We start from the raw sequence: 15,634 nt of genomic DNA, 5'->3' as shown, positions 1-15,634 counted from the left end.
TTCGGGGCGGAGGAAGTGAGCCATTGTCACAACCATCCCCGGCGCTTGAAATAGAGATACGGCACCAGCGCCGAAAGCACCATCATGCCGAGCGCATAGGGGTAGCCGAGCCGCCAGGCGAGTTCCGGCATAGCCTGGAAATTCATGCCGTAGATCGAGGCGACCAGGGTCGGCGGCAGGAAGACCACCGCCGCCACCGAGAAGATTTTGATGATCTGGTTCTGCTCGAGATTGATGAGGCCGAGCGTTGCATCGAGCAGGAAATTGATCTTGTTCGACAGGAACAGCGCGTGATCGCCGAGCGACGTCGCATCGCGCTGGATCAGCTTTATCCGCTGTCGGCTTTCCTTGCCCGCCTTGCGCGGGCCGCTCCCTTCGGCCGCGACGTGATAGGCGACGAGCCGGCCTATGCTGACGAGACTTTCGCGGATGGTCGTCAGCAGGTCGCCCTTCTGGCCGATCTGCTCGATCAGCGACTGCAGATCGCGCGTCTTCTTGGTGGCGCTGACATGAGACTTGCGGAAGACCTCGCGCGAGATCGCGTCGACCTCGTCGCCGGCGCGCTCCAGCGCATCGGCGATACGGTCGATCATCGACTCGAGCAGGCCGAGCATCACGAGCTCGCCCGTTTCACAAACGGCCCCGTTCGGCTTCTGGATGCGATTGGCGTAGAGCTGGAACGGCTTCGGATCCGCGTGGCGCACGGTGACGAGGCTCCCCCCCTTGAGGATGAAGGTCACAGGCGCCTTGCCCGGCTGATCGCTGTCGAGCTTGGCGGTCGCCGTGATAGTCATGAACTCGGCGCCGTCCTCCTGATAGAGCCGATCGGAAAGCTCGATCTCCTGCATCTCGTCGCTGGTCGGGATCGCTATGCCGAGATGCCCCTCCACAAGCCGCGTCTCATCGGCGGAAGGCTTGAAGAGGTCGAACCAGGTCACGGTCTCCTCGGCGGCAAAGCCGGCGGAGTGGTCGACGAGCGCGAGATGGCTGTTCTGGCTTTTGTAGATGCGCAGCATGTTGGGCTCCATGGGGCCAAGTCGTCCGACCGCCGGGAGCCCTGATCATTCAGGTCCGGACGGCCGCGAGCACGAAGGCTCGACTTCGACTGTCGGGGTTCATTTGAATTGATCCTTGTGGGTGACATCATGCCCGCAGTGCGGACACGGATGCGATTTGCGCCCAAAAGAGCCGCTTGTCAATCGCCGTCGGCGAAGGAAAACCCTGCGCCAAGACCGATGGCGCCGCCAAAATCGCGGTTGAGCCTGTCGAGCAGGTCGGCGGTGTTGAGCGCGATGAAATCGAGCGTCGCACGCCGCCTGCCGTCGGCAAGCGCAGCATCGATCGGCCCGTCCACCCGGTCGGCAGCACGCGCCAGCGTCTTCAGGAGAAAATCCACCGAGCCGGCGATCGAGCGGCTGTCGGCGGGGAGCAGGTTTTCCATCCCGGCCAGGTTGAAGAGCGCCTGCAGTCCGCGGAAATTTGCCGACAGGGACGCCATTGTGTTGCCGGAACGCCAATAGATGGCGAGTTTCGGATTGTTCCTGCCCGGCCTGCCGTCGACCGTTCCGGCGTAGAAGGGACGTAGCCTCTGGTCCTTCACCATCTCGACGCTGTGGACGAGGATACCGAGCAATTCGGTTGCGGCCTCGCGGTCGTCGCGGAAGAGCGGATTGTCCGGTCCCGGCCTTTTCCATGCGGCCTGGATTCCATCGGGGCTTTCCCAGGCGGCAAGCAGTTCGCGGGCAATGGTTTCGAGGTTCGTTGCAATGGCGCGGCCGTAACGGCAGCGAAAGCCGCCCTCGCCGCCCGAAAGCGCCTCCGAGCCCGTGCCGTAGAGCACATATTCAAGCGCACCGAGGCCCTGGACCGCAACGCTCTTTATTCTGAGGCTTTCGATGTCGGTCGCGCTCTCGTCGCCTTTGGCGAGGATGGCCTGGACTTGCTTCAGGCCGGTGCTTTTCCGGTCCGGATAGAAGAGAAAGCGTTCGAAGCGATTCTGTTCGAGCGCCGGCCCGAGACGGATGATTTCGACCGCGGACCATTTTCCCACGACATCCGTGAAGGCCGACCGAGCCGCATCGAGTATGGCGACGGAAGGGGCCTCGCAAAGCGCTCCGCCTGCTTGCGCAAGGGCCGCCGTCGACTGCGAGAGATCGCGGTAGCCGGGAAGGATGAAGTCGTCCACCGCCCTTGCCATCACCCCCGGAAGCGCTGCCTCGTCGAGGACGCGTGGCAATGGGGCCTCGCCCTCCTGTGCCGCCGCGGGGGCGCCGGCAATAGCAAGGTTTAGAAGTACAAGGGGCAGGAACAGGGTCAGGCGCATCAGAGCGACTCCAGGAAGGTCAAGAGGGCCTTGCGGTCGTCCCCGCTCATGGCCGCGAAAGCGTTGCGGGCCATTTCCGCTTCGCCGCCGTGCCAGAGGACGGCCTCGGCGAAATTTCGCGCACGCCCGTCGTGAAGGAGGAAGGTATGGCCGCTGACGGTCCTCGTCAGTCCGATCCCCCAGAGCGGCGGCGTGCGCCACTCGCGTCCGTTGGCGATCCCGACCGGCTGGCCGTCCGCCAGGCCCTCGCCCATGTCGTGCAACAGGAAATCGGAATAGGGCCAGATCAACTGGAAGGCCACCTCCGTGTGCGCGGCGTCGCGGCGGGTCACATATTTCGGCGTGTGACAGGCAGGGCAGCCCGCCTCGTAGAAAAGCCGCTTTCCCTTCAGCGTCTCGGGAAAGCTCGCCTTGCGCCGGGCGGGCACGGCGAGGCTGACGGAATAGAAGGTGACGAGCCCGAGGACAGGATCGGGGGCTTCCACTGGTCCGAGCCGCGGCTGTACGCCGGTCGGGAGCCGAAGGCAGGCGGCCTGCGCCGCGGTGCAGTCGCCGTGGCTCAGATCAAGACCGGGGGTGGAAATGCCGATATCGATAGCGAAGGCATCGGCCGCCTGCTGAAGAACGGTGGGGCTCTGAGCCTTCCACCCGAAACGGCCAAGCGTGACGGCGCCGCTCTGCCGGTCACGGACGAGTGCCGCCCGGCCGCTGATGCCGTCGCCGTTTCTGTCGTCCGGATCGGCATTGGCGAGGATATCCGCCTCGTGGATCGCTTCGACCAGGCCGAGGCCGATCATCGCCGGGGCCACTCGGGGCGACAGCGTCGTCTCCGGATCCATGGCGCCATAGCCGAGATCGGCCACCGCATAATGCGGCTTTCGGAGCGTAACAGGCTCGCCGCCGGAAAGCGTCACTGGCACTTCCTCATAGGTTATGACGATCCGGCCTTCGGCTGCGAGCCCCGGCACGGCGCTGTCCTGCATCTGCGCGCCATAGACCGGATCCGGAAAGTTGAGCACCTCATGGGCGGCGATCATCTGCCGCTCGGCCGCGTCGCGCGGCGGGCGGGCGAGGCGGTAGAACATCGACGTCGCGTCCGCAACCGCTCCCTCGGGCGGACGGCCGCGTCCGTCCCGCGGATGGCAGCTCGCGCAGGCCCGCGCATTGTAGAGCGGCCCGAGCCCGTCGGAGGCCTGCGTCGAGGAGGGGGAAGAGACCCAGAGCTTTTCAAACAGCGCCTTGCCGAGCTTGAAATTCTGTTCGGCCTCAAAGGGCAGGTTGGCGAGCAGCTGCGAGAAAACCTTCTCATCGATCGACGCGATCGTCGTCGTCGCGCCCCCGGACATGGCCTCGAATTGTTCGGCTTTGGAGAAGTCCGTCGTCGGCCGCGTCACCTTGAGTACGCGGTCGAGATCGTCGTTTGAAAGCTCGTCGCGTTCGGAGCGCGACGGAATTTGATTGGAGCGTCTCGGTGATTCGCGCGACGCAGCATCTGCGATCTGCCTAGGGGGGCACCCCCCTCTGCCCTGCCCGTCCTCCGCAGCAGCTGCGCTGCAGCTGCGGAGGGTGGACCGGGCAGGGCAGAGGGGGGTACCGACCGAGTGGGGCGAAGCGTCGCCCGCCGCCGATGCAGCGAGGCTGAGGAGTGCAATCGGAAGCGCCAGGAAGCGGGTGGTGCGTGCGTTCATCGGACAAGGATCGGGCCGCCGCCTACCGGAAGCGGCCCGGCTTTCGCCTATTGGAAGACGGCGTTAGGATTATCCAGGCTGTCCGAACCTTCAAGCTCGATCTGCCCCAGGTCGAGTGCCGTAATTGCGCGCGCGACGGTCTTGGCCTGGGCGACCAGGCCGTCGATGGCCGCCTGGACGGTCGCATTGCCTTCCGTGTTGCCTTCGCCGATCATCTGGTCGTAGGCCTCGATGGTTTCGGCACGCTCGGCCATCGCCTGCATCTTCTCGACCGTGGTCGCGAGATCGTCCTTCATCTCCTTGTCGAGATCGGAGTCCTTGGCGGCGACGAGTTCGGAGAGGGAGGGACCGGCGATTTTCGTGCCGTCGATCCGGGTATATTCACCGGTATAGGCGGACTGGATGCCGATCGCGTCGTGCAGATGCGAGTTATGGGTGTTGTCGGAAAAGCAATCATGTTCCTCTTCCGCATCGTGGAGCAGCAGGCCGAGCTTCATGCGTTCGCCGGCGAGCTCGCCATAGGACAACGAGCCCATGCCGGTGAGGATCGCGGCGATGCCCGCCTTGGGATCGGCTTCGACCGCCTTGGCGGCCTCGCCCTCCGGCGTCCAGTTGGCGACCATCTCCTTGAGATCGGAGACGAGCAGGCTGGTTGCGGCCTTGAGATAGGCGGCGCGGCGGTCGCAATTGCCGTTGGTGCAGGCCTTGGTGTCGAAATCGGTATAGGGCCTGTTGCCGGCGCCCGGGCCGGTGCCGTTCAGATCCTGGCCCCACAGCAGGAATTCGATCGCGTGATAGCCGGTTGCGACATTCGCCTCGATGCCGCCGGCCTCCTGCAGCGTGCCGGCAAGAAATTCCGGCGTGATTCTGGTTGCATCGACATCCTTGCCATCGATCTTAATCGTCTTGCTGGCGATAACATTGGCGACGAAGAGCGCATTCTCATCGCTCTCCGTGCCGTAGCTCGGGTCGACATAATCGATCAGGCCCTCGTCGAGCGGCCAGGCGTTTACCTTGCCCTCCCACTCATCGACGATCGGATTGCCGAACCGGTAGACCTCGGTCTCCTGATAGGGATTGCGCGCCTTCAGCCATGCCTCGCGCGCTGCCTTCAGCGTTTCCTCGCTCGGATGTGCAATCAGCGCGTCGACCGCCTTCTCGAGCGTTTCGGCCGTCGTCAGCGCGTCCTCGTACTTGGCATGGGCGATCGTCGCATAATGCTTGACGACGGCTGCGGCGTCGGTCGCTGCCAGGGCCGGCTGCAGCGCCAGGCCGGACGCGGCCGCCAGGAGCGCCAGCGCGGCGCAACGGATGAATTTCTTGGTCATGACCTCTCCTTCACTTGTCGCGGGACGGCCGCAAGACGGCTTGAGCCCCGGCAAAAGCCCGGGTGTCATGGACCAAAAGCAAACTTGTGTCAAAGCGTATAGTTTAGAAGCCTTTCAATTTGCGACCTTGGCATGTGGTCGCGCGGAACTTGCGACTCTACAGCGCCACGCGTCTTGTTGGACGCGTTGGACGCGCAAAGGTCGCTGTAGCACTTTGAATTGCTGCATGTCTTTGTCCTTAAATCGAGGTCGATTAAAGGAGACATGCAATAGGGTTCCCTCAGGCCTTTCTACCCATCAGGCAGAAGAAGAAGCCGTCGGTGCCGGTCGACGCCGGCGTCAGTGTCACCGTCTTCATGTCGGCGGACCAGGGCTGCGGCTTGTCGGTACCGAAGAGCGTCGCCCAGGTATCGGCGGCCGAGAGGATCTCGAATTCCGGATTGTCCTCGCAGAAGCCGTAGACCTGCGATTCGTTTTCCTCCGGCAGGACGGAGCAGGTGACGTAGATCAGGCATCCGCCGGGGCGGACAAACTGTGCAGCGCTGGCAAGCGCCTCCTCCTGCTGCGCAAGCCTCTCCTCGAGATTCTTCTGTGTCAGCCGCCATTTGGTGTCCGGCCTGCGGCGCCAAGTGCCGGTGCCGGTGCAGGGGGCATCGACGAGCACGCGATCGCAACGCCCGGCAAGCGATGCCAGGGAGTCGGCGGTTTCATGGACCTGCACATTGCGGGTCCCTGCCCGCTTCAGCCGCTCGATGATCGGCGCCAGCCTCTTGCGGTCGGTATCATAGGCGTGGACCTGGCCCTTGTTGTTCATCGCCGCCGCCATGGCGAGCGTCTTGCCGCCGCCGCCGGCACAATAGTCGAGCACCTGCTCGCCCTCCTGCGGAAAGGCGAGGTCGGCGACGATCTGCGATCCTTCGTCCTGCACCTCGAACCAACCCTTTTGAAAGGCGATCTCGGCCGTCACGTTCGGCAGGCGCGATGCGCCCTCGCCGGCGGTGATGCGAATACCATGGCGGGCGATCGCCGCCGAATCGGCGCCGCTGCGCTCCAGCGCCTTCAGCACTTTGGCGCGCGTCGCCTTGAGCGTGTTGACGCGCAGGTCGAGGGTCGGCCGGCCCGCGAGCGCCCTGGCTTCCTCGAGCCAGTCGTCGGAGAAGTTCTCTTCGAACGAGGCTTGCGTCCATTCCGGAATGTCGCCCTGCACATTGAGCGGCGCGTTTTCGATTCGGCGCTCTGCGAAGGCCTTCATCATTTCCGAAGACGGCGCTTCCGGCGCGAACTTGTCGTCGGCAAGTGCTGCCGCGAGGCTCTCCGGGTTAAAGCCCCATTGGCGGTACATGACCGCATGGGCAAGTGCGACGGCGCTGTCGCTGTCCATAAGATGGGCATGTGAGAGTTTCATGCGCAGGGCATCATAAACGATGTTGCCGACGGCTGCGCGGTCGCCGGAGCCGGCAAAGCGATGAGAGAGGCCCCAATCCTTGAGCGCGTCGGCGACGGGGCGCTTGCGCCTCTCTATGTCGTCAAGAACTTCAATGGCTCCCGAGAGCCGCCCGCCCAATCGCATCTTCGATCAACTCCTTTTTCGCCGTGGTAGCGGCGAAGGCATCGAAGAGCAAGACGGAAGCCGCAGAATACACGTGGGCACGCCGGCAGTCAGGCCGTTAGGAGTTGATGACCTGATAACAGACGCTGGCCGTACCGGAGCGGACCATGCCGATCTGCGATGCCGCCGCCTTGGAGAGGTCGATCACGCGGCCACGAATGAAGGGACCGCGGTCGTTGATCCGGACGACCACCGACTTGCCGTTGCGTTTGTTGGTGACCTGGACCTTTGTGCCGAACTTGAGGCTGCGATGGGCGGCCGTCAGACGTGAGGGGTTCATTCTCTCGCCGGAGGCCGTTTTCGAGGTGAGGGCGTACCACGATGCGCCGCCGCAGCCCGCTCCCGCCGCCTGAGTTTCGGATGTCGGGATCAATCCCATCCCGACGGTGAATAACGCTGCAGCGGCAGCAGTTCTGATGTTCGCCGGCTTCAAGCGACGCCCCCTTCGGTTTGAATGCTGAATTTGTTTCCCTTGCAGTTCGAGCTAATTGGGGCAAAAAATGGCAAAACCGTGCTTCAACCTTTAACTTTCCATTAGGAATTATTGCGAAGCGGCAAAAATTAAAAATCGAAGATCGTTTGAATTGTTTTAGTTGAATTGGAGAAGGTCTTGGAAATCAACGCCTAAACGTCTTTGACGGCCTTGAGTCGGCGTCAGCCGCTGTTTCGATGAAAACGTTTAATTTAAAATTTCGATTCCGAGGAGATGCTGCAGGCGGCGAAGGTTGTATTTGACCAGCTACCGCTATGGTTGTGGTCGCTGCCCAAGTATAGGCGGAAAGTTGGCAGTGTAGGTCAGTCAAGTTGCGAGGGTGGAATCCTATACTTTCGGATGAACTGATAGGCCGCGCCTATGTCAGGTGGGATATACTGTCGCAGGGATGCGCCGGCGGGAAACGACTATCCCCGCCAGGTCCCGGATGCCCACAACTGTGCAAGTGAAACGCGATAGTTGGGGAAAGCGGGCTCGAAGCCGGCCTCTCGCAGCCTTGCATTGGAAACACGCTTGTTTTCGCCGTAGAAGGAGCGCGCCATCGGGGAGAGATCGGCGGTTTCGAAGGGAATTTCCGGCGGCGGGTCGACGCCCATCAGCCGGGCGGCCTCCAATACGACATCCTGTGGCGGCGCCGGTTCGTCGTCGGCGATGTTGTAGATCCCGCCAAGGCCGTGCGCGGCAAGGAAGACTGTCGCCGCGCCGATATCCTCGACGCGGATGCGATTGAAGACCTGGTTCGGCTTTATGATCCGGTGGGCGGTCCCTGCGGCAAGGTTGCGGAAAGCGTTGCGGCCCGGACCGTAGATGCCGGCAAGCCTGAGCACGGCGACAGGGATTTCCTGCCGGGCACCGAAGTCGAGCCAGGCGTTCTCCGCCTCGACGCGCTCCATCGAGCGTAGCGAGACCGGCCTGATCACCGTGTCTTCCGCAACCCAGGCGCCGCCATGATCGCCATAGACCCCGACAGTGGAGAGATAACCGGCCCAGCGAAGATTCGGCAGGAGCCCGGCAAGCGGTGGTGTTTTGGCGCGGAACATCGGGTCGCCGTCCTGCCCCGGCGCGATGGACTGGACGAGGTGCGTCGCCCTTTTCATCGCTTGCGCCAGCGCGGCGGAGATTGCGTTTCCGTCGAAGAGGAGCGGATCGATGCCGTCGGCCCGCAGAGGCTGCAGCTTGTCTGGCGAGCGGGTCGTCCCGGTCACCGATTGCGCTTCGGGTGCAATGGCTTTGGCGATCGCCGTGCCGGAATAGCCGGCACCAAGGATCAGGACATGCATCGGCTCACTCCTGCCATTTTCCATTCCGAAACAACCTCTTCGTCCGTCTCCGGCGGACATTTGCCCGCGAAAGCGATGAATTCTCCTTTCGGCATCAGCCGGGAAAGCGCCCAGACCGCCATGGCCCGGACTGTCGGCGAGGCGTCGCTTGCCAGGCCCTTGCAGGCGGAAACCAGGTCTTCTTCGCCGGAATTGCCGGCGGCGATCAAGACATTCCTGACGAAGCGGTCGCGCCCGATGCGTTTGACCGGAGAGCCTGAAAAGAAGGCGCGAAAGGCGGCATCGTCTAGAGTCAGCAGGAAGGCGAGCTCCGGCTGCTTGAGATCTTCGCGTGCCTTGAGCTTCATCTCGCAGGCCTCGCGGGCGAACTTGTTCCATGGACAGGCGGCAAGACAATCGTCGCAGCCATAGATGCGGTTGCCGATCAGCGGACGCAGCTCCGGTTCGATCCGACCCTTGTACTCGATCGTCAAGTAGGAGATGCAGCGTCGCGCATCGATCTGGTAGGGGGCCGGAAAGGCACCGGTCGGGCAGGCGTCGAGGCAGGCGCGGCAGGAACCGCAATGGTCGTGTTCGGGCGCGTCGATCTCGAGATCGGCGGTCGTGAACAGGCTGCCGAGGAAGAGCCAGGAGCCGAAGTCGCGGCTAACGAGATTGGTGTGCTTGCCCTGCCAGCCGAGGCCGGCCTTTTCCGCCAGAGGTTTTTCCATGACCGGGGCCGTGTCGACGAAAACCTTCACGTCCTCGCTGCAGCGGGCGGCAAAGCGCGTCGCGATCTCCTTGAGCCGCCCCTTCACGACGTCGTGGTAGTCGCGGTTCTGTGCATAGACGGAGATGGCGCCGCGGTCGCGCTTTCCAAGAATGTCGCGCGGATCGGCGTTGGGCCCATAGTTCATGCCAAGAAGGGCGATCGACCGGACCTCGCCCCAGAGTACACGCGGATCGGAGCGCCGTTCCGCCGTCTCTGCCAGCCATTCCATGGTCCCGTGACGGCCGGCGGAAAGGAAGGCCTTCAGTCGCTCCGGCGCACGCGGTATGGCATCCGGCCGCGTGATGCGGCAGATGTCGAAACCCTTGGCCGCAGCTTCCTCCTTCAGGAAGGCGGTGAGCGTCCGTCGCTTCCTGTCCTGGTTTTCCGCCCTTTGAGCGTTGCCAGGCATGGTCATAAGCCCTTAAAAATCGAGATCCGCATAATGCGAGACGGGGGTGACGCCGCGCACCCTTTCGCCAAGCAGCGGCCGGAAGGAAGGCCGCGATTTGAGCCTCTGGTACCATTCCTTGGCGGACGGCGAATCGGACCAGTCGATTTCGCCGAGATAGTCGAGCACCGAAGTGGCGGCAGCCGCCGCAAGATCGGCGTAGGAGATGCGGTCGCCGCCCAGCCAGGGGCGCGACCCGGCAAGCCAGGAAAGATACTTCATGTGCTGGCGGATGTTGTTGCGCGAGGTTCGGAGGATCTTCGAATCCGGTGCGCCGCCGCCCTGGTCCGGCCTCATCTGCAGCTTGAAAATGCGCTCGCGCACGAGCGGTCGCGTCACGTCCGCTTCCATCTTCTGCAGGAACCACTCCGTGAGACGCCGGATTTCCGCCCTCTGGAACGGATCCTCAGCCAGCAACCGGCGGTCCCGCTTCATGATCCCGCTGGTTTCGTCCAGATATTCCGAAATGATCGTCGCGCCACACAGCGCGCGCATGCTGTTGTCGACATAGACCGGCAGCGTGCCGGCCGGGTTGAGCACAAGGAAGTCCCGACGGTTCTCCCAGGGCTGCTCTTCGCAAAGTTCCGTCTGATAGCCATATTCAGAGAGAATAAGGCGTACGAACCGCGAGGCGGAAGACATGGGGTGATGATAAAGTGTCGGCATCGTTCAAAGATTTTGAGCTGTCTTGAGTGAGCTGTCTTGGGAATGTCAGCATCGCGGCATATGCATCTGGCCACGGCTCGTTGTAAGGAGCTATAGGTAGTTCAGGTGGCAAACACAAGAGAATCGCAATTCTCTTCCCAAATCCCACTACATCAGGAATATCTCATACATGGCGGATCAATCCATCATCAGCGCGCTTGTTCTCGGGCTCATCGAGGGGCTCACGGAGTTCATTCCCGTCTCGTCCACCGCGCATGTCCTGCTTGCCGGCCATTTTCTCGGTTTCAAGTCGCCCGGGAATACATTTGCTGTTCTCATTCAGCTCGGCGCGATTCTCGCGATCCTGCTCGTCTATTTCCAGAAACTCCTGTCGATCGTGCGTGCACTGCCAGCAAGTGCGCAAGCGCGCCGTTTCGTTCTCTCGGTTCTGCTGGCCTTCCTGCCGGCGGCCGTCATCGGTGCGGCAGCGCATGGCTTCATCAAATCGGTCCTGTTCGAGACGCCGATGCTGATTTGCGTCGTGCTGATCATCGGCGGCATCATTCTCTACGTCATCGATCATCTTCCGCTGAGGCCGCGCTACACCGACATCTTCCTCTATCCGCCGTCACTCGCCTTCAAGATCGGCCTTTTCCAGTGCCTGGCTATGATCCCGGGAACCTCGCGCTCCGGTGCGACGATCGCCGGCGCCCTGTTGATGGGAACGGACAAGCGCTCGGCGGCGGAATTTTCCTTCTTTCTCGCCATGCCGACAATGCTCGGCGCCTTCACCCTCGATCTCTACACGAACCGCGACGCGCTTTCCTTCGACGATATCGGCCTGATTGCTGTCGGCTTCGTTGCAGCGTTCGTTGCCGGGATATTCGTCGTGCGCTCGCTGCTCGATTTCGTCTCGCATCGCGGCTTCACGCCGTTCGCCATCTGGCGCATTCTCGTCGGTATTGCCGGGCTGATCGGCCTGTGGGTGTTTGGATGATCGCGCAAAAATAAAGCCGCATGCGTCCCTTTCGAAACGCATGCGGCCCCTGGCCCCCGCCAAAAAAGAAATGTCTCTGTCCTCAGTCGCCCCTGCTGTAGCGGGTCGGGACAACGTCGGCTCAATTGCCGGAAGAGGCAACCGACGCCGTCGTGCACGGGTCTACGCCGTAAGCGGGCGTGCAGCCCTGCCTGCTGCTTGCAACGGTACTCGGTGCCATGAACGAGCCAGCCAGAATGATCATTGCCGCAGACGCAAAAAAGATTGCGATCGACTTGCCCATGGGACGGTATGCCTTTCGAGTGTGATGTTGGCGCCGGCTGTGTTTGCCGGGCCGCGTGATGCGAGCGCTGTTTATTCGCCGGCCGTGTCATGATCAATATCAGGACGTGCTGAATCCAGGGTAAATGACATACGCGCTTGCGACTGCGGCAGAACTGCAACGGTGTTGCTGTCCGGCAACAGAAAAGCCGCCGACACATCTTCGGCGGCTTCGATGCGTTCACCTGTTGCTGCGGTTCGATCAGGCGGCACGGCCGCCGCGCGTATACTGTCCCTGCGGACGATAGCGAACCAGATAGGTGGGCAGGATCGCTTCGAGCATCGTGGGTGCGATGCCGATGCCGTCGAGCGTCCGTCCTTCAACCTCCGCCTTGTCGGAGACCACATTGTCGGATTTCAGCAACACCACCTGGTCGGCGGTGATCGGCGGCGCGATGAAGGGCACCAGCGAGGCGATGCGTCCAAGAAGCGAGGCGACGCCGAAGGGGAGAGACAGGAAGGAGCGCTTTCGGTCGATCGTCTTCAGCATCAATTCGAGACAGTCGCGGAAGGACAGCACTTGCGGCCCGCCGAGCTCGTAGATCGTGCCGCCCGAAAGCTTCCCTTCTACGGCGCGGGCGACAGCCTCGGCCACGTCGCCTACATAGACCGGCTGGAACCTGGTGCGACCGCCGCCGATCAGCGGCAGGACAGGCGAGAAGCGCGCCATCTCTGCGAACTTGTTGAAGAAACCGTCCTCCGGGCCGAAGATGATAGACGGGCGGAGGATAATCGCCTCGGGCACGGTATCGAGGACCGCCAGTTCGGCGCGGCCCTTGGTGCGGGCGTAGTCGGATTGGGATTTCGGATCGGCACCGATCGCCGATATATGGGTCAGCGTCGCGCCGGCCGCACGAGCCGCTTCGGCGACCGCACGGGCACCGAATTCCTGCACGGCGTCGAAGCTGTTGCGCCCGCTTTCAAAAAGGACGCCGACGCAATTGATCACGTGGTCGGCGCCCTCGACGGCACGGTCCACCGATTTGCGGTAGCGCAGATTGGCCTGGACGCAGACGATCTGACCGACATTGCCGAGCGGCTGGAGATGGCCGGCGAGATCGGGCCTACGAACCGCAACGCGGATGCGGTAGCCCCGGCGGGCGAGCGCGCGCACCACATGACGGCCGACAAATCCGGATCCGCCGAAAATCGTCACCAGCGGCGGAAGGTTGGACAAGGTCATGGGAAACGCACTCCTGATTTCATGGGCAAGATTGCTTGCTACATATCGCAAGCGGCGGGCGAGGTGAAGGCCAATCCGCACACACCTGCCCGTCCATTTTCACGCCCTAGCAAGGCCGGAGTAGCGTGCCTCAGACGCCCTCCACGACCACCATTTCCGCATCGGCGACCTCCTGGCGGATGGCTGCGGCGAGCTGGTATTCCGGCGAGTTGTAGCAGTCGATGGCGGCCTGAAACGAAGGAAACTCGATCACCACGTTGCGGTTTCGCACAGCACCCTCGAGGCGATGGAACTGACCGCCGCGGGCGAGAAAGGTCGCGCCGTATTTCTCGAAGGCGGGTTTCGCTGCTGCTACGTAGTCCTTGTAACGGTCGCGGTCTCGTACATCGACCCGAGCAATCCAGTATCCCTTGGCCATTGCGAACTCCTCGTCGCTCTGCGAAGCGCATGACGGCGCGCGCGTCTTTTGAAGCGCGCGATGGCCGCTGCAGCACCTTGAATTGCTGCATGTTTTTTGCCTGGGCCCGGCAAAGTGAACATGCAGGAGGTGGCTACTTTCGGCAAATTGGGGACAACGTCAAGCGCCGGCTTCGCTGAACTGTTGTTTTTTCGGTGCGGCTCAACCGGGAAGCGCGACCGCCATCTCGGCGAGGATTGCGCGGCTCGCGGCAAGCGGATCGGGCGCCTTGACTATCGGCCGTCCGACCACGAGATGACTGGATCCGGCCCGGATGGCGTCGCCCGGTGTCATCACTCGCTTCTGGTCGCCTTTCTCCGCACCGGCGGGGCGGATACCGGGTGTCACGAGCGCCATGTCAGGGCCGATGATCCGGCGGACGGCGCCGGCCTCTTCCGCCGAACAGACGATGCCGCCCATGCCGGCGGAACGGGCCTGCTCGGCGCGGCGCAGCACCAGCGTGTGCGGGTCGTATTCATATCCGGCGTCGATCACATCCTGCTCGTCCATCGAGGTGAGCACAGTGACGCCGAGAAGGCAGAGATCGGATCCCCTGGCCGCCTCCACGGCCGCCTTCATCGCCTTCGGATAGGCATGGAGCGTCAGCATCGACATGCCCATTTTGACGATGTTCTCCACGCCCTTCGCCACCGTATTGTCGATGTCGAGCAGCTTCATGTCGAGGAAGACCCTCTTGCCGGCGGCAGCGAGATCGCGCGCGAATTCTAGCCCGCCGGCAAAGACGAGTTGATAGCCGATCTTGTAGAAGACGACCTCCTCGCCGAGGGTCGCGACGATCTTCTCCGCTTCCGCCACGGTCGGAAGGTCAAGGCCGACAATCAATCGGTCACGCGCATTCATGCTCATGTCGAGACTACCCCTGCCAGAATTCCATCGCGGTCCAGTCGCACGTGACGGCGCGATCCGCAAGGCGGAAAGCAAAGAGATTGCCGCCGCCCGGCAGCTGATCGGCGCTGCGCGCGATCGCAGTGCCCGTCATCCGGCATTTCAGGAGGGTGCCGACGCCGCCGTGGCCGACAAAGGCGATCGGCACTGTCGGGTCGTGCCGCTCGAGGATGTAGAAGACGGCCCTCGAAATGCGCGTCTGGGCGTCGAGTGCCCGCTCCCAGCCCCTGAAGCTCTCTTCGGGATGGGCAAAGAAGCGGTCCGCCGCCTTCTCGAACTCGTCCGGCGGAAGAAAGCCGGTAGAGGAACGATCGTTTTCGCCCGTCTCCTCATCGGTTTCGACGGGAATGCCCGCGGCGTCCGCCAATATTGCCGCGGTTTGGAGCGCCTTCCTTTCCGTGCTGGAGACGATGCGGCCGAGCAGCCGGACCCAGGGCTGCCCGGCCGTCATGCGCGTGCGCTCCCGCCCGAGATCGGAAAGACCCCATTGCGGCACGGGAACTTCAGGATCGATCCGGACCTGCGGATGGGTGAGATAGACGCCGAACATCGGCTGCGCGCCGGGTCAATGGGTGCGGCTATAGACCCAGAGTTGCGCCGGCGGAATATTTCGGACGACGAAGTCGAAATGCTGGATGCGATAGCGATCCGGCACGGCGACGACCGGCGAGAGCGGTCCATAGGAGATCTGCACCACCGGCCGCCCCACGGGAATGCGTGAAAGCAGATCCTCGATCAGCGTCACACGGCGGTGCATCGGAAAATTCAGCAGCGGCACGGCTGAGATGACGCTGTCGAACTGCTGGTCCGTGAAGGCTCCCAGCGTGTGCGAGAGATCGAAGGCATCGCCGTTGATGAAGTTGACATCGGGGAATTCCGCCCTCAACTGATTGAAGAAGTCGGTGGAATATTCCACCGAAACCAGTTTTTCAGGCGCCACGCCGCGCTCCAGAATCGCCTTGGTGATGACACCCGTCCCCGGGCCGAGCTCGAGAACCGGCAGGCCCGAACGCGGGTTGACGACGCTCGCCATGCGGCGCGCGGTGAACGAAGACGTGGGCAGGATCGCGCCGACAGCGCGGCTATTGCTCATCCAGCCCTTGAAGAAGCGGATTTCCTCGTCGAACTTCCGGCCGAACCGTTCCTTAACCTTCAAGCGCAAGCTCATAGAATTCCCTCGACCTCCTCGATGTCAGCTCTCCCCC

Annotated in this window: 15 protein-coding genes; 1 reads left to right on the top strand and 14 read right to left on the bottom strand. The window is 62.8% G+C overall.

Translation table 11 applies throughout. From position 1 onward, the window contains the following. Positions 1-26: 26 nt before the first annotated feature. The 9 genes from EKH55_RS17400 to EKH55_RS17360 form a co-directional block, all read right to left on the bottom strand. Positions 27-1,016 (bottom strand): magnesium transporter CorA family protein, encoded by a 990-nt coding sequence (locus EKH55_RS17400; RefSeq protein ID WP_069459794.1) that lies wholly within the window; start codon positions 1,014-1,016, stop codon positions 27-29. A 179-nt stretch (positions 1,017-1,195) separates the two neighbouring features. Continuing rightward, positions 1,196-2,323: an imelysin family protein gene (locus EKH55_RS17395; protein ID WP_069459795.1), complete on the bottom strand. Its 1,128-nt coding sequence runs from the start codon at positions 2,321-2,323 to the stop codon at positions 1,196-1,198. Further along, on the bottom strand, positions 2,323-4,011 hold the full coding sequence (locus EKH55_RS17390; protein WP_225191360.1) for a di-heme oxidoreductase family protein: 1,689 nt from the start codon (positions 4,009-4,011) through the stop codon (positions 2,323-2,325). Before EKH55_RS17390 ends, EKH55_RS17395 begins: the two co-directional genes overlap by 1 nt. Before the next feature lie 47 nt (positions 4,012-4,058). Beyond that, positions 4,059-5,339, bottom strand: a complete 1,281-nt coding sequence (locus tag EKH55_RS17385) for an imelysin family protein (protein WP_069459796.1) — start codon at positions 5,337-5,339, stop codon at positions 4,059-4,061. 280 nt (positions 5,340-5,619) lie between these two features. After that, entirely contained in the window at positions 5,620-6,909 is a 1,290-nt protein-coding gene (locus tag EKH55_RS17380; RefSeq protein WP_069459797.1) for an RsmB/NOP family class I SAM-dependent RNA methyltransferase, read from the bottom strand. A 97-nt stretch (positions 6,910-7,006) separates the two neighbouring features. Further along, complete coding sequence (locus tag EKH55_RS17375) at positions 7,007-7,381, bottom strand: septal ring lytic transglycosylase RlpA family protein (RefSeq protein WP_083265381.1); 375 nt, start codon at positions 7,379-7,381, stop codon at positions 7,007-7,009. A 467-nt stretch (positions 7,382-7,848) separates the two neighbouring features. After that, positions 7,849-8,721: an SDR family oxidoreductase gene (locus EKH55_RS17370; RefSeq protein WP_069459799.1), complete on the bottom strand. Its 873-nt coding sequence runs from the start codon at positions 8,719-8,721 to the stop codon at positions 7,849-7,851. After that, on the bottom strand, positions 8,709-9,881 hold the full coding sequence (queG, locus tag EKH55_RS17365; RefSeq protein WP_151611901.1) for a tRNA epoxyqueuosine(34) reductase QueG: 1,173 nt from the start codon (positions 9,879-9,881) through the stop codon (positions 8,709-8,711). Before queG ends, EKH55_RS17370 begins: the two co-directional genes overlap by 13 nt. Positions 9,882-9,893: 12 nt before the next feature. Then, positions 9,894-10,586 (bottom strand): glutathione S-transferase family protein, encoded by a 693-nt coding sequence (locus EKH55_RS17360; RefSeq protein ID WP_069459800.1) that lies wholly within the window; start codon positions 10,584-10,586, stop codon positions 9,894-9,896. 169 nt (positions 10,587-10,755) lie between these two features. Here EKH55_RS17360 and EKH55_RS17355 point away from each other — a divergent pair, with 169 nt between their 5' ends. Next, positions 10,756-11,562 carry an undecaprenyl-diphosphate phosphatase gene (locus EKH55_RS17355; protein ID WP_069459801.1) on the top strand — a complete coding sequence of 269 codons (807 nt, stop codon included), beginning with the start codon at positions 10,756-10,758 and terminating at the stop codon, positions 11,560-11,562. 523 nt (positions 11,563-12,085) lie between these two features. Here the strand turns inward: EKH55_RS17355 and EKH55_RS17345 are convergent. From EKH55_RS17345 to pmtA, 5 genes are all read right to left on the bottom strand, one after another. Next, positions 12,086-13,066: a complex I NDUFA9 subunit family protein gene (locus tag EKH55_RS17345; protein WP_069459802.1), complete on the bottom strand. Its 981-nt coding sequence runs from the start codon at positions 13,064-13,066 to the stop codon at positions 12,086-12,088. Positions 13,067-13,196: 130 nt separating this feature from the next. Further along, positions 13,197-13,484 carry a DUF1330 domain-containing protein gene (locus EKH55_RS17340; protein ID WP_151611900.1) on the bottom strand — a complete coding sequence of 96 codons (288 nt, stop codon included), beginning with the start codon at positions 13,482-13,484 and terminating at the stop codon, positions 13,197-13,199. 201 nt (positions 13,485-13,685) lie between these two features. After that, positions 13,686-14,390, bottom strand: a complete 705-nt coding sequence (pyrF, locus tag EKH55_RS17335; protein ID WP_106407889.1) for an orotidine-5'-phosphate decarboxylase — start codon at positions 14,388-14,390, stop codon at positions 13,686-13,688. Between the two features lie 7 nt (positions 14,391-14,397). Beyond that, entirely contained in the window at positions 14,398-14,979 is a 582-nt protein-coding gene (locus EKH55_RS17330; RefSeq protein ID WP_069459804.1) for a histidine phosphatase family protein, read from the bottom strand. A 15-nt stretch (positions 14,980-14,994) separates the two neighbouring features. Beyond that, entirely contained in the window at positions 14,995-15,597 is a 603-nt protein-coding gene (gene pmtA, locus EKH55_RS17325; protein WP_069459805.1) for a phospholipid N-methyltransferase PmtA, read from the bottom strand. Positions 15,598-15,634 lie beyond the last annotated feature (37 nt).

The organism is Sinorhizobium alkalisoli, assembly GCF_008932245.1.
GTDB classification, from domain to species: Bacteria; Pseudomonadota; Alphaproteobacteria; order Rhizobiales; family Rhizobiaceae; genus Sinorhizobium; species Sinorhizobium alkalisoli.
The sequence above is the reverse complement of the archived record's forward strand: the minus strand, read 5'-3'. Positions and strand labels throughout refer to the sequence as shown.